The following is a 20,703-nucleotide window of genomic DNA, read 5'->3' as shown; positions in this document are numbered from 1 at the left end:
GGTTGAAAGCGGGAGGACGGTCGCGCCTGTTCGCCCGCCTTACCGCCGCTGGTCGCGCCGGTGCATCGGGCGCCAGCGTACTGCGGCGCAGATCACGGTCGGCCAGAACAGCGTGTTGATCACGTCCGGGATCGTGTCCCACCAGCGCCACGAATGATAGTGGAGCCGGTCGAGCACCTCGTTGCCGAGCTCGGCCAGCGCCACCACCGTCAGCGGCACGAAGGTGCCGAGCGAGCGTCGCGTCACCAACCGGGCCAGGATCAGCACCGCCATACCGGCGTGGATGTGCAGCACCGTGTCGGTGGTGCCGGTGCCGTCGCCGATCCACTGGATGACGCGCGCGTACAGCGCGGGCACGTCGATCATCGCGCGCGTCCCGCGGAGGCCGCGCTCAGCCCTGCTTCTGGCACGCGACGATCGCGGTCACCACGCTGATCGTCTCCTGCGGGTCGCGCACGCGGACGCAGTCCACGCCCGCCTCGTGCGCCGGATAGTCGTTGCCGCCCGGGAAAATCGCGTCGCCGATGAAGAGCATCTCGCCGAGCTGGATGCCGCTCTCCGCTGCCAGCTTGCGCAGGCCATAGCCCTTGTCGACGCCCTCGCGGGTGATGTCGATCGACGTGGCGCCGCCCATGTTGATCGCCAACCCCGGCAGCCGCTGCCGCAGGTCCGCCTGGATCACCTTGCGCTTGGCGAAGTCGGGGTCCCAGCTCTCCTTTGCCTCGAGCGGGGCCTGCTGGCCAAGCGCGGAGAAGGTGATCTGGCTGCCGCGATCCTCGATCCGCTCGCCCCAGGTCTGCTCGGGGACGAAGCCGGTCGCCTCAAGCGACTGGCCGAAGGCAGTGATGATCTTCTGCTTCTCGGCGTCGTCGAACAGCTCGGCGTAGATCGTCTTCCACGCGCCGTCGCGGTGGACGTACAGCTTGGTGCCGGTGGTCGGCATCAGCCACAGCCGGTCGCGGTCGGCGCGCTCGGGCAGACGACTCGCCACCTGCTTTTCGAACTGCGGCCAGTCGCCGCCCGAGATCACCGCGACGTCGGCCACCGTCAGCAGATCCGCCAGCGTCTCGCCCATGTCGTCCTTGAGCGCCTGTTTGCTGAGCGCGAGGGTGCCGTCGAGATCGAAGGCGACGAGCTTCTTCATTCAATGTCTCCGCGGCAGAACAATCGTTTCGATCGCGTGCGCTACGCCATCCTGGTCGTTTGCGCGAGTCACCTCGCGCGCCGCCTGTCTCACCGCCTCGGGCGCGTTGCCCATCGCGATCGGCAGGCCGGCGCGGCGAAGCATCGGCACGTCGTTGGCCTGGTCGCCGATCGCGGCCGTGTCCTCCAGCGCGATGCCGAGCGCCTCGCTGAGCGCGGCGATGCCGTCGCCCTTGTTGGCGCCCTTGGCGGTGACGTCGAGGTAATAGACCTGCGACTGCGCCACCGTGGCGCGATCGCCGATCGCGGTGTGGACGCGCGCGTAGAGCGCGTGGAGCATCGCCTCGTCGTCACTGACGAAGGTGAGCTTGTCGGCGCGGTCGAGCAGCGCGCCGAGATCCTCCGCCACCACCGGCTCCTGCGCCGAGCTGCGCCGCTCGCTGGCGGTGTGCGGCCCATCGGGGTCGGTGGCATACCAGCGGTCGTCGGCGAACAGCCAGGTGTCGACCTCGAACTCGGCCGCGATCGCCAGCGCCTCGCGCGCGACATCGACGGGCAGCGTCTCGTGGTGGACGATCGTGCCGTCCCGCCGAAAGACGATGCCGCCGTTGAAGGCGGCGACGTCGCCGTCGAAGCCGAGCTGGTCGAGCAGCGGCCGGATGCCCGACATCGGCCGCGCGCTGATCAGCGTGAAGGCGACGCCCTCATCCCGCAGCTGCTTCACCGCGGCGATGGTCGCCGGGGTGAGCTGCTTCTCCTTGTCGACGAGCGTGCCGTCGACGTCGGACACCAGCAATCGGATCGGCATTATTGCGGCATCTCGACGTGGCCGCCGAAGCCGAAGCGCATCGCCGACAGCGCCTTCTCACCGAACGTATGCTCGACGCGGCTGCGATAGCGCGCGAACAGCGCTGTGGTGAGGACGTTGACCGGCACCGCCTCCTCCATCGCCGCCTCGATCGTCCACTGGCCCTCGCCCGAATCGGCGACGTTGCCGCTGAACTTCTCGAGGTGCGGGTCGCTCGCCAGCGCCTGCGCGGTGAGGTCGAGCAGCCAGGACGAGATCACGCTGCCGCGCCGCCACACCTCGGCGATGTCGGCGAGGTTGAGGTCGTAGCGCTCGTCCTCGGGCAGTTTCTCCGATGCCTTGCCCTTGAGCACGTCGAAGCCCTCGGCATAGGCCTGCATCAGGCCGTACTCGATGCCGTTGTGGATCATCTTGACGAAATGGCCCGCGCCCGCGGGGCCGGCATGGATGTAGCCGCGCTCGGCGCGATCATCGATCCCCTCGGCGCGGCCGCGCGTGCGCTCGATCGTGCCCGCGCCTGGCGCGAGCGCGGAGAAGACCGGGTCGAGATCGCGCACGACCTGGTCGGGGCCGCCGATCATCATGCAATAGCCGCGCTCCAGCCCCCAGACACCGCCCGAGGTGCCGACGTCGACGTAGTGGACGTCCTTCTCGGCGAGCGCCTTGGCGCGGCGGATATCGTCCTTGTAGAAGCTGTTGCCGCCGTCGATCACGACCTCGCCCGCGCTCGCGCCGCCGGCGATCTGCTCGATCACGCCGTCGGTCACCGCGCCATGCGGCAGCATCACCCACCAGATCGCGGCGGCGCCGCCTTCCTGGCAGCGCGCGCGCGCCTCGTCGAGCGAGGCGGCGGCGATCGCGCCGGCGTCGGCGAGTTTGGCGACCGCGTCGGTGTCGCGGTCATAGGCGACGATCTCATGCCCCGCCTGCATCAGGCGGCGCGCCATGTTGCCGCCCATCCGGCCGAGGCCGATCATCACCAGTCGCATTCTGCTACCCTCCTCGCTCGCCGCTGAATCGCGCGGCACGGCCGCTAGGTTCCGCGCCGCAGCATGTCCGCCTCCCGCTACAATGGGGAAACATGTGCGCGGCGCCCTGCATCCTGCTCCTATTCGGCACCCGACCCGAGGCGATCAAGATGGCACCGGTGATCGCTGCCCTGCGCCCTCACGCGGCGTTGACGGTGCGCGTCGCGGTGACCGGCCAGCACCGCGAGCTGCTCGACCAGGCGCTCGATGCATTGGGACTGGTGCCCGACGTCGATCTCGACCTGATGCGCGCAAGGCAACCGCATCGCACCCTGCTCGGGGCGATGATCGACTCGGTCGCGGCGCTGCTCGAGGCGGAGCAGCCGGCGCGGCTGGTGGTGCAGGGTGACACCTCCAGCGCCTGGGCGGGGGCGATGGCGGCCAACCTGTGCGGCGTGCCCGTCGCGCATGTCGAGGCGGGGCTCCGCAGCGGCGACCTCGCCGCGCCGCGCCCGGAGGAGGGCTGGCGCAGGGCGATCACCGCGGTGGCGGACTGCCACTTCGCGCCCACCGCCACCGCCGCCGCCGCGCTCGCCGCCGAGAACGTGCCGCTGGGGGCGATACACGTCTTCGGCAATAGCGGTATCGACTCGCTCCTCGCCATGGCCGCCCGCGTCGCCGCGACGCCGTCGCTCGGGGCTTCGGTGGCGTCCTTCGTCGCCGCAGCGGGCAGGCGCCGGATCGTGATCGTCACGGTGCATCGGCGCGAGAAGAATGCGGCCGCGATGGCCAGCGTGGCGCGGGCGGTGTCGCTCCTGGCGCGGCGCGACGACGTCGCAGTGGCGCTGCCCACGCACCCGGCGCCACAGGCGCTCGCGCTGGCGCGGCTGCTGGCGCGCGAGCCGGGGGTGACGGTGCTGCCGTCGCTCGACTATCCCGCGATGGTGCGGTTGCTCGGCCTGAGCCACCTGCTGCTCACCGACTCGGGCGGGCTGCAGGAAGAGGCGCCCGCGCTCGACCTGCCCGTGCTGGTATTGCGCGACACCACCGAGCGGCCGGAGGGGATCGCAGCGGGTTGCGCGCGCCTGGTCGGGACCAATCCGGCGCACATCGTCGCGGCGGCGACCCGACTGCTCGACGACCCGGCCGCGCATGCGGCGATGGCGCGCGCGCGCAATCCCTTCGGCGACGGCCGCGCCGGCGAGCGCATCGCGGCGATCCTCGCGCGCCTGCACGCCGGCAACGCGCGCGACTAACCCCGATGCGCCCGCCGCCACGGCGGCCCCAAGCATTTCTGCGCTTGCCGCGCGCCCCTCCGGCGTCGCACATCGGGCGCGATGACGCCGGGACATGCGATGGGGGTACGCGCGACGTGGACTGGCTGAGCACGCTCGCGGGCTTCCTGGTGGGCGCCATCGTCGGACTGACCGGCGTGGGCGGCGGCTCGCTGATGTCGCCGGTGCTGATCCTGCTGTTCGGGGTGGCGCCCGCCACCGCGGTCGGCACCGACCTGTGGTTCGCCGCGATCACCAAGCTGGTCGGCGGCGCGGTGCATCACCGCCGCGACAATGCCGACTGGACGGTGGTGCGTCGGCTCTGCCTCGGCAGCCTGCCCGCGGTCGCGGTCACGCTGTGGTGGCTGTGGAGCCATCACGAGCGCGCCGAGAGCGGCGGCCTGATCGTGCGCGTGCTCGGCGCGACCCTGGTGATCTCGGCGCTGCTCACCCCTTTTCGCGCCGCGCTGGCACGCCGCTTCGCACGGCGCGAGGGCGCGCGCACCGAGGCGCTGCTGCGCTATCAGCCGGCGCTGACGGTCGCGGCGGGCGCGCTGCTCGGCACGCTGATCACGCTGACCTCGGTGGGCGCGGGCGCACTCGGGGCGACGCTGCTGCTGCTGCTCTACCCCTTCCGGCTCACCGCCAAGAAGCTGGTGGGGACGGACATCCTCCACGCCGTGCCGGTCGCGCTGCTCGGCGGGATCGGCCACGCGCTGATCGGCAACATCGACCTGCACCTGCTCGGCGCGCTGCTGCTCGGCTCGATCCCCGGCGTGGTCCTGGGCGCGCAGCTGACCGATCGGCTGCCCGAGCGGATCGTCACGCCGCTGCTCGCGGTGGTGCTGCTGATCGTGGGCGTGCGCCTGCTGGCCTGAGCCGCGCTCCGGGCGATCGCGGCGACGCGCCCGACCCTCAGCGCGGCAGCCGGATCTCGAACAGGGTCGGCCAGCGCTTGCCGGTGACGAACAGGCGGCGCTTGGCGGCGTCCCAGGCGATCCCGTTGGCGACCGCCTCGGGGTCGCGCGCGCCGACCTCGGCGACGATCGCGCGCAGGTCGATCACCTGGGTGACGCGCCCGCTCGCCGGATCGATCCGCACGACCATCGGCTGGTGCCAGACGTTGGCGAGGATCGCGCCCTCGACCCACTCGAGCTCGTTCAGCTGGTCGACCGGCTGACCCATATAGGTCACCTTGAGCGTCCGCCTCACCGCCAGCGTGACCGGATCGTGGAAGGTCAGCGTCGCGCTGCCGTCGGAGCGGATCAGCGCGGTGCGATCGCTCGTCAGCCCCCAGCCCTCGCCGCTGTAGCGTGCGGTGCCGAGCGGTCGCAGCGTCGTCGCCGCCCAGCGATGCGCGATCCCATCGTGCCAGGTGAGGCTGACGAGCTGGTCCTTCCACGCCGCCAGTCCCTCGCCGAACTGCGCCGGCGGGATGACCGCGCGCTTCACCGCCTTGCCGGTGGCGAGCTCGACTCGGCGGACGTCGGAGCGGCCCTCCAGGCCGACGCTCTCGTAGAGTGCGCCACCGTGCCAGATCAGCCCCTCGGTGAAAGCCTCACGATCGTGTGGGAAGCGCGCGATGACGGTCGGCACCACCACCGGCGGCCGCGCCTCGGCCACGGCGGGCGCCGCCTGCGGCGCGGGCACGGCAGGCGCCGCGGCGGTGAGCGGGAGGAACAGCGCGAGGAGCGCGGGGGCGGGCCAGCGGGTCATCGTCGCAGCGGTACGCGCGCGCGTCGCGGCCGGCAATCGCGCACGTTCCTCGGGCTCGCCGCGACTCAGTCGCCCTTGCCGGGTTCGGGCGAGAAGAATTTATCGAACTTGCCGTCCTGCCCCTTGAACGAATCGGCGTCGGGCGGGGTCTGGTCGAGCTTGCGCGTGACGTTGGGCCATTGCGCCGAGAAGGTGTTGTTCAGCTCGAGCCACTGCTCCAGCCCGCTCTCGGTGTCGGGCAGGATCGCCTCGGCCGGACATTCCGGCTCGCACACGCCGCAGTCGATACACTCGGACGGGTTGATGACGAGCATGTTCTCGCCTTCGTAGAAACAGTCGACCGGGCAGACCTCCACGCAGTCCATGTACTTGCAGCGGATGCACGCGTCGGTGACGACGTAGGTCATGATCGGGATATCCTCGCTTCTCGCGCGCCGCTTTTGCGCCGCATCACGCCCGCGTCAACGCTCCAGCGCCGGTTGCGAGCCGTTCTCGCCGCCGCCGGTGACCAGTTCTTGGTAGCAGGCCTGTGCCTCGGGCGCGGGGCCGCGCCGCCCCGGCAAGGCCTCGACGCGCAGCACGCGCACGCGCCCGGCGTGGAAGAAGGTGAGGATGTTGCCGACGCGGACCGGCGCGTGCGCGCGGTCGATCGCGCGGCCGTCGATGCGCAGCCGACCGTCGCACGCGAGCGCCTGCGCGACGTCGCGCGTCTTGGCGAGTCGGGTGAACCACAGATAGCGGTCGAGCCGCATCGCCTCGCCGCCGCTCAACGCCGCACCAGCTCGGCGAGCGCGGCGAAGGCATTGTCGGGCGCGGGCCGCGACTCGCGCGCGCGGGCACGGCCGCGCCAGACGTACTGCGGCGGCCCCTCGGCACTGACCGGCGCCGGGCGGAAGCCGAGCTCGGCCATCAGCCGCGCGATCGTCGCCGGCTCGAGCCCGATCGACACCGCCAGCGCGGGATCGGGTGCGAAGGGGGCGCGGCCGTCGACGGCACGCGCGTCGTGCGCGGCGCGCGCGACCCGCTCGACCAGGTCGATCCGCACCGCCTGCGTGCCGAGCGGGCGATACCCCATCAGCGGCACCGCGCCCGCGCTGCCGCGCGGCAGCGTCGTCGCGCCGGCGCGCGGCAGCGGGGGCGGCGGCGTCCCCGCCGCGGCGAGCAAGGCGCGGCGCCACGCCTGCGCGCCGGGCTTGAGCAGCCGCGGATCGAACAGGTCGAGCGCGCCGATCGTCACGCCCTGGCGCCGCAGCCAGTGGCGGTCGCCCGCGCTGAGCGACTCGATCGCGGCGCGGAGCGGCAGCCGCTCGGCGAACCCCCCGCCGCTCTCCAGCGCCGCCGCGACGCTGCGCAGTGCCGGGCTCGCGGCTGGCGCGCGCGCCGCCTCCGCCGCCGCCGCGACGCTGCGCAGCGCGCGACCGATCGCCGCCGTGAGCCACGCGCGTAGCCGGATCGCGATCGACTCGCGCACCGAGGCATCGAGACAGTCGAGCGCCGGGTCGAGCGCGAGCTGTGGGCGCGCCAGCGACGCCCCGCGCTTGAGCCGCGCCACCGCCAGCCCGTCCGCGAGGATCACGCCGTCGTCGTCGAGCGCGAAGCCTGTATCGTCGCGCGCGACGAGCGCGTCGGCGCGGCGCCGCCGCTCGGCACCCAGCCGTTTCTCCGCGGTGGCGAGCAGCAGCCGCTTGTCCGAGGCGGTGGCGTCGGGCGCGACGACGAAGCGGAAGCCTTCCAGCCGTCCGATCGCGTGGGTGTCGATCGTGACCTCGCCCTCGGCGTCGATCTCGACCGGCAGCGCGCCCACGCCGCTGCCGATCTTCTTGGCCAGCGCGGTAGTGCGCTTGTCGACGAAGCGCTGGGTGAGCTTCTCGTGGAGCGCGTCGGACAGCCGCTCCTCCACCGCCAGCGTCCGCGCCGCCCAGTGCTGTGGGTCAGCCAGCCAATCGGGGCGCTGCGCGATATAGGCCCAGCTGCGAATCGCCGCGATCCGCCCGGCGATCGTCTCGACGTCGCCCTCGACGCGGTCGAGCCGGGCCACCTCGTCGGCGAACCACTGGTGCGGCACGTGTCCTTGCGCGAGATAGCCGAACACGCGGCCGACGAAGCGCGCGTGCGGGTCGATGCCGAGCTTGGCGAAATCGGGGATGCCGCACGCCGCCCACAGCCGAGCGACATTGCCGCGCGCGCGGTCGCGCACGCCCGCCTCCTCGGCGAGCCGCCTGAGCACCCTGAGGTCGGTCGCCTCGGGGGCGGCGCGCAGCCGCTCGTGATCGGGGCGGCGCGCGAGCGAGGCGAGCAGCGCGTCGATCGAGGAGAGGTCGGGCGTGCCGTCGCGCCAGTAGAGCCAGTCGAGCCGCGGGAAGCGATGCGCCTCGATCGCGGCCACTTCCTCGGGCTCGAACGCCTCGGGCCCCTCCTCGGTGAGCCCGCCGAAGGTGCCGTCGCGCTGGTGGCGCCCGGCGCGGCCCGCAATCTGCGCCATCTCGGCGACGGTGAGGCGGCGGCGCTGCTGGCCGTCGAACTTGGATAGGCCGGCGAAGGCGACGTGGCCGACGTCGAGGTTGAGCCCCATGCCGATGGCGTCGGTGGCGACGAGGTAGTCGACCTCGCCCGCCTGGAACATCGCCACCTGCGCGTTGCGCGTGCGCGGGGACAGCGCGCCCATCACCACCGCGGCGCCGCCGCGCAGCCGGCGCAGCATCTCGGCGGTGGCATAAACTTCCTCGGCCGAGAAGGTGACGATCGCGGAGCGCCGCGGCAGCCGCGACAGCTTCTTGGCGCCGGCGTAGCTCAGCGTGGAGAAGCGCGGCCGCTCGACGATCTCCGCCTCGGGCACCAGCGCGCGCAGCACCGGGCGCAACGCCTCCGAGCCGAGGATCATCGTCTCCTCGCGTCCGCGCGCGCGCAGCAGGCGATCGGTGAACACATGGCCACGCTCGCGGTCGGCGCCGAGCTGCGCCTCATCGAGCGCGACGAAGGCCACGTCGCGCTCCAGCGGCAGGCTCTCGGCGGTGCACAGGAACCAGCGTGCGTCCCTGGGGACGATGCGCTCCTCGCCGGTGATCAGCGCCACCCGCTCCGGTCCCTTGATCGCGACCACGCGATCGTACACCTCGCGGGCCAGCAGCCGCAGCGGAAAGCCGATCATGCCGCTGGCGTGAGCGCACATGCGCTCGATCGCGAGATGCGTCTTGCCGGTGTTGGTCGGACCCAGCACCGCGATCACGCGCGAGCTGTCGTGCGGGCGAGGGGTGAGCGACATGACCCAGACTACATCGGGTCTGTGCCGGCGGTATGCAATCGCGCTCAGTCTCCGGCGCGGCCCGCCGCCGGACACCACCGGCCCGCCGCAGCGATCGCCGCGGCGGGGCGCGGTTAATTTGACTTTAGCACCTCTTCTCCACAACGCTCGCACCCAAGCGCCGGGGGGTAGGTTCGGCGCGTGACGGAAGGCGGCGGCCGGCGTGTTCTTGCGCGACGATCAGGGCATGGAGCTGGCAGGCGCCGGCGGACGCGGCAGCGGTCGCGCGTTCGGACGCCAGCTGGTACCGCTTGCCGAGCGCGGCGCGCTCGATCGCGCCCGCGTGGCGCTGGCGCACACCGACTGGATCCCCGACCTCGGCCAGGACATCGGCAGCCGCACCTGGTGGCGCGGCCTCGCTACCTGCGCGGCGCTGTGCTGGGGGGCGTGGCAGCTCAACCCCGGCCTGCTCGCGATCACCGGTGACCGCGCCGTGCCGGGCGACCGCGCCAGCCTGGAGGAGGCGCGCACCCAGGGGATCGCGCCGCTCGCGCTCGGTGCCACCACCGGGCGGCGCATGGCGGCGACCGCGCTGGTGCGCCCGCTCGCCGAGACTCCCGAGCGCCCGCAGATCGAGCTCAGCGCAGCCCTCGCCGACGGCGACACGCTGCGCACCGCCTTGCAGCGCGCCGGGGTCGGCGGCGGCGAGGCCGGGCGGATCGCGGGTCTGGTCGGCGACGCGGTGGCGATCGATTCGCTCAAGCCGGGCACGGTGCTGGCGCTGACGCTCGGCCGCCGCCCGACCAAGTTCCAGCCGCGCCCGCTCGAGCGGCTCGCCTTCCGCGCGGCCTTCGATCTCAAGCTGGTGGTGCAACGCGCCGGCGAGGGGCTGGTGCTCGACCGCCAGTCGATCGCGATCGACCGTACCCCGCTCCACGTCACCGGCACGGTCGGCGCCGGACTCTACCGCTCGGCGCGCGCCGCGGGCGTGCCCGCGCGCGTGGTCGAGACCTACATCAAGGCGATCGCGGCGCAGCTGCCGATCGGGCAGCTCGCCAGCGACGACCGCTTCGATATCGTCGCCGACCAGGCGCGCGCCGCCACCGGCGAGGTCGAGGTGGGTCAGCTGCAATATGCCGGGCTGGCGCACGGCCGCCGCCAGCTGCGGCTGGTGCGCTGGGGCGACAAGGACGGGGAAGGCGGGCAGATGCTCGATCCCTCGGGCACCATCGAGCGGCGCGGCGCGATGGGGATGCCGGTCGCGGGGCGGATCACCTCCACCTACGGGATGCGGATGCACCCGCTGCTCGGCTTCATGCGGATGCACAAGGGCACCGACATCGGCGCGCCCTACGGCAGCCCGATCTACGCCGCGGTCGACGGCGTCGTGCAGTTCGCCGGGCGTGCCGGCGGCTACGGCAATTTCATCAAGCTGGCGCACGGCGGCGGGCTCGTCACCGGCTACGGCCATATGAGCCGCTTCGCGGTGGCGCAGGGCGCCCGCGTGCGGCGCGGGCAGGTGATCGGCTATGTCGGCTCGACTGGTATCTCGACCGGGCCGCACCTCCACTGGGAGGTCTGGAAGAACGGCCAGACGGTGAATCCGCGCACGCTGTCGCTCTCGAGCGTGCAGACGCTGCCGGCCGAGACGATCCGCGCGATGCGCGCCAAGATCGCCCGGCTGATCGGATAGCCGCGCGCCGACCGACGGCTCAGCCGGTCGCGCTGCGCCCCGCGATCGCGCGCACGTCGGTCACGGTGGCGGTGCCCGAATCGTCCAGCGTGATCAGCCAGGCGGACTGGTCGTCGCAGGTGGCGACCCAGGCGGCCTTGCCCGCGATCGGGTCGGTCGGCACCGAGCGGTCGACCTGCTGGCACGAGCGGCCCGCGTCACGGATCGCACGGAACAGCGCGACGTTGCGCTCCTTCTCGTTGAGCGCCTGCATCTTCGCGACGTAGTCGCCGCGCGACGGCGCCGCGGCGGCCTGGTTGGCGGTCTCGCCACCGCCGCAACCGGCGAGCGCGAGCAGGACGGGGAGGGCGAGCGGGAGGAATGGGCGCGCGGTCATGGCGGCACGCTAGCAGATCGCGGCGCGATGGCGCCAGTCTGGGGCGTTCTCCACCGTGGCCGCCCGGCGGCGCCATATACAAGTAGCTGGCGTCACGATACGAATGACGTAAGTTCGTAGGAGTAAGTGATGCGTACACCGCGGTGGGTGGGGGCGCTCGCGCTGGCAGGGATGCTGGCGGGGTGCGGCGGCGGCGATGATCGTGGCAGCGTTGCCGCGCCGGGCGGCGGATCGGCCGCCGTGGGCGGCGGCACCGGCAGCAGCGGGAGCAGCGGGAGCACCGGCGGCTGCACGCTGCGCGCGCGGCAGGACTGGGCGTTCTCCATCCTCAACGAATGGTATCGGTACCCCGAGCTGCTCGCGAGCAACGTCAACCCGGGCAGCTACACCACGCTCGACGACTATGTCGACGCGCTCACCGCACCGGCGCGGGCGCAGAACCGCGATCGTTACTTCACTTATGTTACCTCGGCCTCGGCCGATGCGGCCTATTATGCCTCGGGCAGGACCGCCGGCCTCGGCGTGCGGCTCGCGCTGACCGCGAGCAACCGGCTGTTCGTACGCGAGGCGTTCGAGGACACGCCCGCGTTCGCCGCCGGCATCGATCGCGGCACCGAGATCCTCGCGGTCGGGACTTCCACCGCCAACCTCCGCGACGTCAGCGACATCATCGCCAAGAACGATTATGACGCGCTCAACGCGCCGTTCGACGACACGACGCCGGGCAGCGCGCGCGTGTTGCGTGTCAGCGACGCCGCCGGAACGCGGGTGGTGACGCTAACGACCGCCAATTACTCGCTGGCACCGTTGTCATCGCGCTACGGCGCGAAGGTGCTCGACTCGGGGGGTCGCAAGGTCGGCTACATCAACCTGCGCACCTTCATCGCCAGCGCCGACGACCAGCTGCGCAGCGCCTTCGCCACCTTCCGCTCGCAGGGCGTGACCGACCTTGTGATCGACCTGCGCTACAACGGCGGCGGACTGCTCGCCACCGCCGAGACCTTCACCGACCTGCTCGGCGGAGGACGCTCGACCTCGGACGTGCAGGCCTACACCAGCTATCGTCCGTCCAAGTCGAGCCAAGACCGGATCCGCTATTTCCGCCAGGAAGCGCAGGCGATCGCGCCCACGCGCGTCGCGTTCATCGGCACTGGTTCGACCGCCTCGGCGAGCGAATATGTGATCAACGCGCTGATCCCCTACCTCCACGGCAACGTCGCGCTCATCGGCAGCAATACCTACGGCAAGCCGGTCGGCCAGATCCCGTTCGACAATCCCTCGTGCACCGACGACCGGCTGCTCGCGGTTTCGCTCGCGCTGCAGAATTCCGCGCGACAGGGCGATTACTTCAACGGCCTCGCGACCAAGGTCGAGGCGAGCTGCCAGGCGGACGACGACGTCTCCCACGCGCTCGGCGACCCCGCCGAACTCTCGCTGCGCACCGCGCTCGACTATATCGCCGGGCGAAGCTGCACCCCGATCGGCACGAGCGCGAGTGCGAGCCGCTCGACTCAGCTGTTCGCGCCGGCCAACCGGCCGTTGACCGTGGCACACCCGAACGCGGCGCAGCGCGACCAGCCCGGCCTGTTCTGATCCTCCGGGGCGGCTCAGTCCTTCGGCGCGGCGAGCTTGGCCTTGAGCCCGGCGAGCGCGCCGAAGGGGCCCGCCTCTTCCTCGCTCAGCACGCCCGCCTCGCGCAGCACCAGCTCGGCGCGCGGGCTGCGCGGGAACGGATCGAGCGCCAGCGCCATCGTCTCCGCGGCGACCTCGCCGAGGTCGACCCCGCCGCCCTCGAGCTCGACCGTGTCGATCGAGTCGCTGCCGAGCTCGATCTCGTCGTCGCCGCCAGCACCCGGCGCGACGAAGCGCAGCGCGACCGGCTCGTCGATCATCGCCGGCAGCGGGTCGCCCGTGACCGAGCAGGCCTGCACCACCGCGGCGCGCACGGTGCCGCGCACCAGCACGCCCGCGGGATCGCGCCGCACCGCGAACGCACCCTCGAGCCGCTCGACCCCGACCAGGTCGAAGCGGAGCGCCAGCGCGGCGCGCTCCTCGGCGTCGGCCGTGATCGTCACGGTGCGATCCTCACCGCCGATCGTGTCGAGCCGCTCCAAGCGCGAGAATTCGGTCGTCACGCCATTCGTCCTTCCATCAGTTCGGGCACGCCGAGCAGGTCGAGGTCGCGGCGCAGCGCCTTGAGCTCGCCGCGCACATGCGCCAGCGCGGCGGCGTCGGGCGCGGCGCCGCGGTAGAGGTTGCGGACCAGCGCGGCGTCCAGCGCGCCGTCCTCCGGAGCGGCCAGCCCCTCCCGGTAGACGCCGAGCCGCCCGCCCAGCATGCCCATCATCTTGCCGACGTGCTTGCCCACGACCATGTCGCCGAAGCCGATCTGGCGCACCTGCGCGTCCATGTCGTCGACGAAGCGCTCGGTCAGCCGCACCGAGGCGTCGGTGCCGTCGGGTGCCTGTTCGAGCCGCAGCAGCACCATCGCCAGTACCGCCGCGACCATGTCGAAGCGGCCGTCGAGCGTGTCGGGCACCGCGCCCTCCAGATACCAATGCGGCTGGCGCGCGCGCGCCACCACCGCGTCGTACAGCGGCAACGCCTCGTCCCGCGGCCCGCGCCGCCGCAGCCACCCACTCAACCAACCCACCTGACGCTCTTCCTCTCGACCGACCGGCGCGGCGCTTGTCTCGCCCCGCACAGCGGCATATTGAGGCGCGAGGCCGCAATGTCCACGCGCGCGTGCCGCGCGGACAAGCGGCTGGGTTTCCGCGGAGTATCGATGCGCCCCCTTCTCTCTCTCGCTTTGGCTGCCGGCGTCCTCGCCGCCGGGTGCACGCCGTTGCGCTCGCACCAGGGCTATATCGTCGATGCCGACCTGGTGAACTCGATCCAGCCCGGAGTCGACAATCGGCAGTCGGTGCTCGCCACGCTCGGTACGCCCAGCTTCGCGAGCCAGTTCAACCAGGGCGACTGGTATTACGTGTCGCGTGACAGCCGCAACCTGGCGTTCACGCCGCCCAAGCCGCGCGACCAGCTGACGATGCAGATCAGCTTCGACCAGGCCGGCAACGTGACCACGGTGCGCAAGTCGGGGATCGACCAGGTCGTCTCACTCAAGCCCGACGGCAAGACGACCCCGACCCTGGGTCGCAAGCGCGGGTTCTTCCAGGACCTGTTCGGCAATATCGGAACGGTCGGCGCGGCGGGTGCGGGCGGCGGCGGCGGCCCGGGCGGCGGCAGCACCGGTCCCTGATCTCGCCGTCGCGGGCTGCGCTCATGTGATCCCGCGCCGCCATGGTCGAGCGAGGCACCTACAAGACTCGGGTGTCTAGCGAGTCTACGAGCCCGACATCCCTCACCCGCGGTTCGGCCGCGTCGCCACGAACGCCGCGACGCGGCCAGTACCGGCTTGGGGTCGGCACCGGTCCCGAAAGGGGGAAAGGGACCGCGGCGGCTAACGCGCGCCCGGTCGCTTTGTTCGCCACGGTTAACGCTTTCTCGCGAGCGTTGCCGATCGGCCACAGGCCCGAGAGAAAATTTGCCGCAGATCAAGGATGCGCTGTCGGGGGACAGCGATGACGGCGCTCGGCCTGATCGATCGTGGCGCGGTCGAGACGACGTTCTTCGCCGCGGCCGTGCTCTTCGTGCTGGGCTTGGACGATGTGCTGCTCGACCTGATCGCGGCGTCGGTACGACGCGCCGATGCGCCCGTCCTCACTTTGGCAGGCGTGCGGCACCTCCGCTTCGCGGTGCTCATTCCCGCGTGGCAGGAGGAACAGGTGATCGGGGCGATGCTGCGAGCGACGCTCGCGCGCTACGATCATCCTTGTTACCGCCTTTATGTCGGCTGTTACCCGAACGATCCCGCCACCGCCGACGCGGTGCGAACGGTCGATGACCCGCGTGTCCGTCTGGTGGTGGGAGACCAGGACGGCCCGACCACGAAGGCCGACTGTCTCAATCAGCTGTGGCAGGCGCTCACCGCCGAGGCGGCGTGGCGCCCCGACGCGGTGGTGCTTCATGACGCCGAGGACATGGTCCACCCGCTCGAGCTGCGCGTGGCCGAGCAGGCGTTGCGCAGCGCGGTGCTGGTCCAGCTGCCGGTGCTGCCGCTGATCGATCCGGCGCGGCACTGGGTGACCGGCCACTACGCCGACGAGTTCGCCGAGACGCACGCGCGCGACCTCGTGGCGCGCGCCGCGCTCGGCGCCGCGCTGCCGCTCGCCGGGGTGGGCTGCGCGATCCGTCACGACGCGCTGGAGCGGCTCGCCGGCGTCACCGGTCTGCCGTTCGCGGCGGACAGCCTCACCGAGGACTATGAGCTGGGGCTTCGCGCCGCCTCGCTCGGCATGGCGGTGCGGTTCGTGCGCCAACGCGACCCCGGCGGCGGACTGATCGCGACCCGCGCCTACTTCCCCGATACGCTGACGCACGCGGTGCGGCAGAAAGCGCGCTGGATCGGCGGCATCGCGCTCGCCGGCTGGGACCGGACCGGGTGGGGTGCACCGCGCGCGGCCGAACGCTGGATGCGCTGGCGCGACCGCAGGGCGCCGCTCGCCGCCACCGCGGTGGCGACGGGCTACCTCGCGGCGACGCTCGCCGCGGTGGGCCTGCTAGGTCACCATTGGCGCGGTGACTCACCGCCGGCGGCGGGCCATGGTCTCCGTGCGCTTCTCGCGGTCAACGCGGTCCTGCTCGGCTGGCGGCTGATCGCACGCGCTCGACTCACGACCGCGGCCTATGGCTGGCGCGAGGGGCTGCGCGCGCTGCCGCGGATCGCGGTCGCCAATGCGGTGCTGATCCTGTCCGCGGGGCGCGCGCTGCGGCTCCACGTCGCGGCCCTGCGCGGCGCGCCGCCGCGATGGGACAAGACCGCGCATCGATTTCCGGACCTGCCATGAGAAAGGGCCGCGCGCTGCGCTGCTGGGGTCTGCTGCTCGCGCTCTGGGTGAGCGCGCGCGCGGCGTGGCTGTGGCGCGACGGCGTGGTGCCGCGGCGATCGGCGGCGATGGTGGCGTCGACGGGCAGTCGCCCGCCCGGCGCATTGTCCCTCGCCGACCGACGAGCAGCCGCGACCGCGCGCGTAGCGACCCACCCGCCGATACCCGCGTCCGACGTTCGCCCCGGCCACGCCTCTGCGGCACGGCCGCTGACGTCACCTCGGCCACCACGTCCATCGAGGCTGATCGCCGCCGCGGAGAGTGCGACACCAGAAGGGCCGATGCCGCTCACCGGATCCACCATGGCGATCGGCCCGTCGTCCGAGCGACGGAGAGCGCCGATCACCGTTGGCAGCGCCGTCCCTGAGGACGCCGCGCTGACGCCTCGCTGGTCGCAGACCGGCTGGCTGCTGCTTCGCGGTGGTGCGACGACGAGCACCGCCGCGCCCGAACTGGGCGGGGCACAGCTGGGCGTTCGGCTCGCCCGGGGGCTCGACGACGAGGGACGACTCGCGGCCTCGCTGCGGCTGGTGTCGGCGCTTCAGGCGCACGAACGCGAGGCGATCGCGGCGATCGAGTGGCATCCGCGTGCGCTGCCGCTCCGGGTGCTGGCCGAGCGCCGCGTCGGTGTCGCCGGGCTGCGCGGCGGCTGGGGTCTCGGCGTTGCCGGCGGCGTCAGCGACAGGACGCTGAGTCACGGCGCCCTGCTCGACGGCTATGTCCAGGCCGGCGTGATCGAGCGGCGCGGCGGCTACGCCGACGGTGCGGTGAGCCTCGAGCAGCCCGTGACGCGGCGCGGCGAGGCGACATTGCGGCTCGGTCTGGGAGCCTGGGGCGCGGCGCAGCGCGCCGCCGAGCGGCTCGACGTCGGCCCGACCGCGACGCTGCGGCTCGGGCGCGCCCGCGCGACGCTGGCGTGGCGCGCGCGGGTCGCCGGCGACGCGCGGCCGGGCTCGGGCGCGGCGCTCACGATCGGGATCGATCATTAGCGCGGGAACGCGCGGTGGCGTCGACGCGTCGAACCGGCTAGCGGCTGGGAGCGCCATGGACATCTACCTGCCGATCGCGAATCTGTCGGTGAACGCGCTCGTGATGATCGCGCTCGGCGCGGGTGTCGGGCTGCTCTCGGGCATGTTCGGGGTCGGCGGCGGTTTCCTCACCACCCCGCTGCTGATCGTCTACGGCATCCCGCCCACTGTCGCCGCTGCCTCGGCCGCCACCCAGGTGACGGGCGCCAGCGTCTCGGGAGTGTTCGCGCACTTCCGCCGCAACGGCGTCGACACGCGCATGGGCACGGTGCTGGTGATCGGCGGCGTGCTCGGCTCGCTGTTCGGCGCCTGGCTGTTCCGGCTGCTCCAGCGCTGGGGACAGATCGATACCACGATCGCGATCACCTATGTGCTGCTGCTCGGGTCGATCGGGCTGCTGATGCTGCGCGAGGCGGTGAGCGCGATTTTGGTGGCGCGCGGTCGCCGCACCGCGCCGCCGCGCCGCCGCCGCCACCACCCGTTGGTCGCGTCGCTGCCGTTCCGGATGCGTTTCTACGCCTCGGGCCTCTACATCTCGCCGCTGGCGCCGCTGCTGCTCGGCTTCTTCACCGGCATCCTGACGATCCTGCTCGGGGTCGGCGGCGGCTTCGTGCTGGTCCCCGCCATGATCTACCTGCTCGGCATGGCGACCTCGGTGGTGGTCGGCACCAGCCTGTTCCAGATCCTGTTCGTCACCGCCGCCGCGACGATGGTCCACGCCACCACGACGCGCGCGGTCGACATCGTGCTCGCCGCGCTGCTGCTGGTCGGATCGGTGGTCGGCGCGCAGGTCGGCGCCCGCTTCGCCGCACGCGCCAAGCCGGAATATCTCCGCCTCGCGCTGGCGCTCATGGTGCTGCTGGTAGCGGGGCGGATCGCGCTGGGGCTCGGCTGGCGCCCCGACGAGATCTACGCGGTGGAGCTGTCGTGAGGCGCGCCACCTGGGCGCTGGCGCTCGCCGCGCCGCTGCTCACCGCGCAGAGCAAGCCGGTGCTGGTGCCCGACGTGTCGCAGCGCGACATCGAGATCGCGTACAGCTTCACCGGTGCCGAGCTGCTGCTGTTCGGCGCGATCCTCTATCCCGGCGGCCGCGTGCCGACCGGCGAGCGCCCCGCCGACATCGTCATCGTGGTGAAGGGGCCGACCCAGTCGATCACGATCCGCGAGAAGGAGAAGGTGGCAGGCATCTGGGTCAACGCGGGGCGGCTGCGCTATCGCTCTGCGCCGTCCTTCTACGCGCTGGCATCGTCGCGCCCGCTCGGCCAGCTGGTCGACGCGCGCACCCGCGCGATCTACGAGCTCGGGCTCGACAGCCTGCAGCTCTCGCCCGCCTCCGCCGCGCCGACCGAGGTGCAGGACCGTTTCACCCGCGGGCTGGTCGAGCAGCGCCGCCGCGCCGGGCTGTTCTACGAGGCGCCGGGCGCGGTCGAGATCACCGACGGCGTGCTGTACCGCGCGCGAGTCGCGATCCCGGCGCGTGTGCCGGTCGGGCGCTTCACCGCCGAGACCTTCCTGATCCGCGACGGCCGCGTGCTCGCCGCCGCGGTGCGCGACATCGACATCCGCAAATCGGGCTTCGAGCGCTTCGTCGCCGCCGCGGCGCAGCGCCACGAGATTCTCTACGGCTTGGCGGCGGTGGCGCTGTCGGTGCTGCTCGGATGGGCCGCGGGACGCTTCGCGCAGCGCGCCTGAGACCCCCGCCTCCATCCTATCTTTACGAAGCTGCCGTACCGCTGGCCTCCGCGAAATCGCAGGGAAAAGCAGCTTCGTATGAACGACATCGTCGGCCAGGGCGAGTTCCGCGCGGCGCTCGCCGCCGCCTTCCCGGATGCGCCGCTCGCGGCGCCCTCGCCCGTGGGCCCGGAGCCGCTCGGCTATGTGCTCGAGATCGCGGGCGGGCAGGGCGAGCTGGTGCTCGATTCGCCCTCGCTCGCGGCGCTCGCCGGCCACCCCGACCCGCTGGTCGCCAGCGCCGGACAGGTCGGCGGTCAGCTCAAGGTGCGCGCCGGCGCGATGTGGCTGGTGGCGACGGTGCGGACGGTGCGGCTGGCGCGCGGCCAGGCCGACCAGGTGATCGCCGCGATCGACTTCATCGGCGAGGGCGAGGTCGAGCGGCTGACCGGCCACCTCCACCATTTCCGCCGCGGCGTCACCGCCTTCCCGCTGCCGGGCGCGGAGGTGTTCGCGGTGACCGGCGCCGACCTCGAGCAGGTCCACGCCGCCTCGGGTCGCGCTGCGATCGCGATCGGCACCGTTCACCCGACCCGTGACGTGCGCGCCTCGCTGTACGTCGACTCGCTGCTCGGCAAGCATTTTGCGCTGCTCGGCTCGACCGGCACCGGCAAGTCGACCGCCGCGGCGCTGATCCTCCACCGCCTGTGCCGGTTGGCGCCGCAGGCGCACGTGGTCATGATCGATCCCCACGGTGAATATGGCGCCGCCTTCGCCGACGAGGGCGCGCTGTTCGACGTCTCGAACCTGCAGATGCCCTATTGGCTGATGAACTTCGAGGAGCATTGCGAGGTGCTGCTCACCAGCGCCGGAGCGGAGCGCCAGGTCGACGCCGACATCCTCGCCAAATGCCTGCTCGCCGCGCGCGGCAAGAGCCGGCTCGGGCAGGAGATCGCGCGCCTCACCGTCGATGCGCCGATCCCCTATCTGCTCAGCGACCTCACCCAGATCCTGCAGCAGGAGATGGGCAAGATGGACCGTGCCGGCGACACCGCGCCCTATCTGCGACTCAAGAACAAGCTCGACGAGCTCAAGGCCGATCCGCGCTACGGCTTCATGTTCTCCGGCATGCTGGTGGCGGACACGATGGCGGCGTTCGTCCAGCGCATCTTCCGCTTCTGCGGCGACGGCAAACCGATCTCGATCATCGATGTGTCAGGCGTGCCGAGCGAGATCACTGCGGTGGTGGTGGCGGTGCTCAGCCGCATGGTGTTCGACTTCGCGATCTGGTCGCGGGCCGAGCCGCAGCGCCCGATCCTGCTCGTCTGCGAGGAGGCGCACCGCTACGTCCCCGCCGGGCGCGAGGAGCGTACCGCGGTGGGCCGGATCCTCGGCCGCATCGCCAAGGAGGGGCGCAAGTACGGCGTGTCGCTCGGGCTGGTGACGCAACGTCCGTCCGACCTGGCCGAGGGCGTGCTCTCGCAGTGCGGCACGATCATCTCGATGCGACTCAACAACGAGCGCGACCAGGCGTTCGTCCGCGCCGCGATGCCCGAGGGCGCGCGCGGCTTCCTCGATGCCTTGCCCGCGCTCCGCAACCGCGAGGCGATCGTGTGCGGCGAGGGCGTGGCCATCCCGATCCGTGTCGCCTTCGACACGCTGGAGGAGGGCAAGCGACCCGCCTCCGACGATCCGGTCTTCTCGGAGCTGTGGCGCGACGGCGGCGGCGAGGAACAGATCGTCGCGCGCACGATCCAGCGCTGGCGCGGACAGGGACGCTGAGCATCGGGGCGACCGCTGCCCCGCGCCATCTCAGCCGTCGGTATCTCCGCTGGCGCT

At 72.2% G+C, this 20,703-nt stretch carries 21 protein-coding genes; 10 read left to right on the top strand and 11 right to left on the bottom strand.

Going from position 1 to position 20,703, the window contains the following annotated elements:
* Positions 1 to 39: 39 nt before the first annotated feature.
* The 4 genes from FHY02_RS12950 to gnd are packed head-to-tail and all read right to left on the bottom strand — an operon-like array spanning position 40 to position 2,940.
* The gene (locus FHY02_RS12950; protein WP_183922670.1) at positions 40 to 366 is read right to left on the bottom strand and encodes a hypothetical protein; all 327 of its coding nucleotides are present in this window, start codon (positions 364 to 366) and stop codon (positions 40 to 42) included.
* A gap of 25 nt (positions 367 to 391) precedes the next feature.
* The gene (locus FHY02_RS12945; protein ID WP_183922668.1) at positions 392 to 1,144 is read right to left on the bottom strand and encodes an HAD-IIB family hydrolase; all 753 of its coding nucleotides are present in this window, start codon (positions 1,142 to 1,144) and stop codon (positions 392 to 394) included.
* Positions 1,145 to 1,951 carry a Cof-type HAD-IIB family hydrolase gene (locus FHY02_RS12940; protein WP_183922666.1) on the bottom strand — a complete coding sequence of 269 codons (807 nt, stop codon included), beginning with the start codon at positions 1,949 to 1,951 and terminating at the stop codon, positions 1,145 to 1,147.
* On the bottom strand, positions 1,951 to 2,940 hold the full coding sequence (gnd, locus tag FHY02_RS12935) for a phosphogluconate dehydrogenase (NAD(+)-dependent, decarboxylating) (protein WP_183922664.1): 990 nt from the start codon (positions 2,938 to 2,940) through the stop codon (positions 1,951 to 1,953). The genes FHY02_RS12940 and gnd overlap by 1 nt, the downstream gene beginning before the upstream one ends.
* 92 nt (positions 2,941 to 3,032) lie before the next feature.
* Between gnd and wecB the strand changes: the two genes are divergently transcribed.
* A complete protein-coding gene (gene wecB / locus FHY02_RS12930) occupies positions 3,033 to 4,175 on the top strand; it encodes a non-hydrolyzing UDP-N-acetylglucosamine 2-epimerase (protein WP_183922662.1) in 1,143 nt (380 codons plus the stop codon).
* A gap of 116 nt (positions 4,176 to 4,291) precedes the next feature.
* Positions 4,292 to 5,071 carry a sulfite exporter TauE/SafE family protein gene (locus FHY02_RS12925; protein WP_311731830.1) on the top strand — a complete coding sequence of 260 codons (780 nt, stop codon included), beginning with the start codon at positions 4,292 to 4,294 and terminating at the stop codon, positions 5,069 to 5,071.
* 37 nt (positions 5,072 to 5,108) lie between these two features.
* Here FHY02_RS12925 and FHY02_RS12920 read toward each other — a convergent pair whose 3' ends face one another.
* The 4 genes from FHY02_RS12920 to FHY02_RS12905 form a co-directional block, all read right to left on the bottom strand.
* Positions 5,109 to 5,909 carry a glutaminyl-peptide cyclotransferase gene (locus FHY02_RS12920; RefSeq protein WP_183922658.1) on the bottom strand — a complete coding sequence of 267 codons (801 nt, stop codon included), beginning with the start codon at positions 5,907 to 5,909 and terminating at the stop codon, positions 5,109 to 5,111.
* A 65-nt stretch (positions 5,910 to 5,974) separates the two neighbouring features.
* Entirely contained in the window at positions 5,975 to 6,316 is a 342-nt protein-coding gene (gene fdxA, locus FHY02_RS12915) for a ferredoxin FdxA (protein WP_183922656.1), read from the bottom strand.
* A gap of 54 nt (positions 6,317 to 6,370) precedes the next feature.
* Positions 6,371 to 6,661 (bottom strand): RNA-binding S4 domain-containing protein, encoded by a 291-nt coding sequence (locus FHY02_RS12910; protein ID WP_183922985.1) that lies wholly within the window; start codon positions 6,659 to 6,661, stop codon positions 6,371 to 6,373.
* Positions 6,662 to 6,675: 14 nt separating this feature from the next.
* Positions 6,676 to 9,171 carry a helicase-related protein gene (locus tag FHY02_RS12905; RefSeq protein WP_183922654.1) on the bottom strand — a complete coding sequence of 832 codons (2,496 nt, stop codon included), beginning with the start codon at positions 9,169 to 9,171 and terminating at the stop codon, positions 6,676 to 6,678.
* A 202-nt stretch (positions 9,172 to 9,373) separates the two neighbouring features.
* Between FHY02_RS12905 and FHY02_RS12900 the strand changes: the two genes are divergently transcribed.
* Positions 9,374 to 10,843 (top strand): M23 family metallopeptidase, encoded by a 1,470-nt coding sequence (locus FHY02_RS12900; protein WP_183922652.1) that lies wholly within the window; start codon positions 9,374 to 9,376, stop codon positions 10,841 to 10,843.
* 19 nt (positions 10,844 to 10,862) lie between these two features.
* On the opposite strand, the gene FHY02_RS12895 is transcribed toward FHY02_RS12900, so the two are convergent.
* On the bottom strand, positions 10,863 to 11,219 hold the full coding sequence (locus tag FHY02_RS12895) for a hypothetical protein (protein ID WP_183922650.1): 357 nt from the start codon (positions 11,217 to 11,219) through the stop codon (positions 10,863 to 10,865).
* A 129-nt stretch (positions 11,220 to 11,348) separates the two neighbouring features.
* Between FHY02_RS12895 and FHY02_RS12890 the strand changes: the two genes are divergently transcribed.
* Positions 11,349 to 12,812: a S41 family peptidase gene (locus FHY02_RS12890; protein WP_183922648.1), complete on the top strand. Its 1,464-nt coding sequence runs from the start codon at positions 11,349 to 11,351 to the stop codon at positions 12,810 to 12,812.
* A gap of 14 nt (positions 12,813 to 12,826) precedes the next feature.
* Here the strand turns inward: FHY02_RS12890 and FHY02_RS12885 are convergent, their stop codons facing one another.
* Together FHY02_RS12885 and FHY02_RS12880 are read right to left on the bottom strand one after the other, a co-directional pair.
* Positions 12,827 to 13,354, bottom strand: coding sequence for a DUF177 domain-containing protein (locus FHY02_RS12885; protein ID WP_183922646.1), 528 nt, complete (start codon positions 13,352 to 13,354; stop codon positions 12,827 to 12,829).
* Entirely contained in the window at positions 13,351 to 13,872 is a 522-nt protein-coding gene (locus FHY02_RS12880) for a ubiquinol-cytochrome C chaperone family protein (protein WP_409314183.1), read from the bottom strand. The genes FHY02_RS12885 and FHY02_RS12880 overlap by 4 nt, the downstream gene beginning before the upstream one ends.
* A gap of 132 nt (positions 13,873 to 14,004) precedes the next feature.
* Between FHY02_RS12880 and FHY02_RS12875 the strand changes: the two genes are divergently transcribed.
* From FHY02_RS12875 to FHY02_RS12850, 6 genes are all read left to right on the top strand, one after another.
* Complete coding sequence (locus FHY02_RS12875) at positions 14,005 to 14,478, top strand: outer membrane protein assembly factor BamE (RefSeq protein WP_183922642.1); 474 nt, start codon at positions 14,005 to 14,007, stop codon at positions 14,476 to 14,478.
* 322 nt (positions 14,479 to 14,800) lie between these two features.
* Positions 14,801 to 16,126: a glycosyl transferase family protein gene (locus FHY02_RS12870; protein ID WP_183922640.1), complete on the top strand. Its 1,326-nt coding sequence runs from the start codon at positions 14,801 to 14,803 to the stop codon at positions 16,124 to 16,126.
* On the top strand, positions 16,123 to 17,154 hold the full coding sequence (locus FHY02_RS12865) for a hypothetical protein (RefSeq protein WP_183922638.1): 1,032 nt from the start codon (positions 16,123 to 16,125) through the stop codon (positions 17,152 to 17,154). The genes FHY02_RS12870 and FHY02_RS12865 overlap by 4 nt, the downstream gene beginning before the upstream one ends.
* Before the next feature lie 55 nt (positions 17,155 to 17,209).
* Positions 17,210 to 18,124 (top strand): sulfite exporter TauE/SafE family protein, encoded by a 915-nt coding sequence (locus tag FHY02_RS12860; protein WP_183922636.1) that lies wholly within the window; start codon positions 17,210 to 17,212, stop codon positions 18,122 to 18,124.
* A complete protein-coding gene (locus tag FHY02_RS12855; protein WP_183922634.1) occupies positions 18,121 to 18,885 on the top strand; it encodes a TIGR02186 family protein in 765 nt (254 codons plus the stop codon). Before FHY02_RS12860 ends, FHY02_RS12855 begins: the two co-directional genes overlap by 4 nt.
* Positions 18,886 to 18,963: 78 nt before the next feature.
* Positions 18,964 to 20,646, top strand: a complete 1,683-nt coding sequence (locus tag FHY02_RS12850) for an ATP-binding protein (RefSeq protein ID WP_183922632.1) — start codon at positions 18,964 to 18,966, stop codon at positions 20,644 to 20,646.
* Positions 20,647 to 20,703: the final 57 nt, after the last annotated feature.

The sequence above is a fragment of the Sphingomonas sp. BK069 genome, assembly GCF_014193405.1.
Taxonomy (GTDB): domain Bacteria; phylum Pseudomonadota; class Alphaproteobacteria; order Sphingomonadales; family Sphingomonadaceae; genus Sphingomonas.
The sequence above is the reverse complement of the archived record's forward strand: the minus strand, read 5'-3'. Positions and strand labels throughout refer to the sequence as shown.

What these genes read in the sequence shown, in the direction of transcription:
- FHY02_RS12950 (WP_183922670.1), bottom strand. Translation starts at nt 366, where the DNA reads ATGATCGACGTGCCCGCGCTGTACGCGCGCGTCATCCAGTGGATCGGC.
- FHY02_RS12945 (WP_183922668.1), bottom strand. Translation starts at nt 1,144, where the DNA reads ATGAAGAAGCTCGTCGCCTTCGATCTCGACGGCACCCTCGCGCTCAGC.
- FHY02_RS12940 (WP_183922666.1), bottom strand. Translation starts at nt 1,951, where the DNA reads ATGCCGATCCGATTGCTGGTGTCCGACGTCGACGGCACGCTCGTCGAC.
- gnd (WP_183922664.1), bottom strand. Translation starts at nt 2,940, where the DNA reads ATGCGACTGGTGATGATCGGCCTCGGCCGGATGGGCGGCAACATGGCG.
- wecB (WP_183922662.1), top strand. Translation starts at nt 3,033, where the DNA reads ATGTGCGCGGCGCCCTGCATCCTGCTCCTATTCGGCACCCGACCCGAG.
- FHY02_RS12920 (WP_183922658.1), bottom strand. Translation starts at nt 5,909, where the DNA reads ATGACCCGCTGGCCCGCCCCCGCGCTCCTCGCGCTGTTCCTCCCGCTC.
- fdxA (WP_183922656.1), bottom strand. Translation starts at nt 6,316, where the DNA reads ATGACCTACGTCGTCACCGACGCGTGCATCCGCTGCAAGTACATGGAC.
- FHY02_RS12910 (WP_183922985.1), bottom strand. Translation starts at nt 6,661, where the DNA reads ATGCGGCTCGACCGCTATCTGTGGTTCACCCGACTCGCCAAGACGCGC.
- FHY02_RS12905 (WP_183922654.1), bottom strand. Translation starts at nt 9,171, where the DNA reads ATGTCGCTCACCCCTCGCCCGCACGACAGCTCGCGCGTGATCGCGGTG.
- FHY02_RS12895 (WP_183922650.1), bottom strand. Translation starts at nt 11,219, where the DNA reads ATGACCGCGCGCCCATTCCTCCCGCTCGCCCTCCCCGTCCTGCTCGCG.
- FHY02_RS12890 (WP_183922648.1), top strand. Translation starts at nt 11,349, where the DNA reads ATGCGTACACCGCGGTGGGTGGGGGCGCTCGCGCTGGCAGGGATGCTG.
- FHY02_RS12875 (WP_183922642.1), top strand. Translation starts at nt 14,005, where the DNA reads ATGCGCCCCCTTCTCTCTCTCGCTTTGGCTGCCGGCGTCCTCGCCGCC.
- FHY02_RS12870 (WP_183922640.1), top strand. Translation starts at nt 14,801, where the DNA reads ATGACGGCGCTCGGCCTGATCGATCGTGGCGCGGTCGAGACGACGTTC.
- FHY02_RS12865 (WP_183922638.1), top strand. Translation starts at nt 16,123, where the DNA reads ATGAGAAAGGGCCGCGCGCTGCGCTGCTGGGGTCTGCTGCTCGCGCTC.
- FHY02_RS12860 (WP_183922636.1), top strand. Translation starts at nt 17,210, where the DNA reads ATGGACATCTACCTGCCGATCGCGAATCTGTCGGTGAACGCGCTCGTG.
- FHY02_RS12850 (WP_183922632.1), top strand. Translation starts at nt 18,964, where the DNA reads ATGAACGACATCGTCGGCCAGGGCGAGTTCCGCGCGGCGCTCGCCGCC.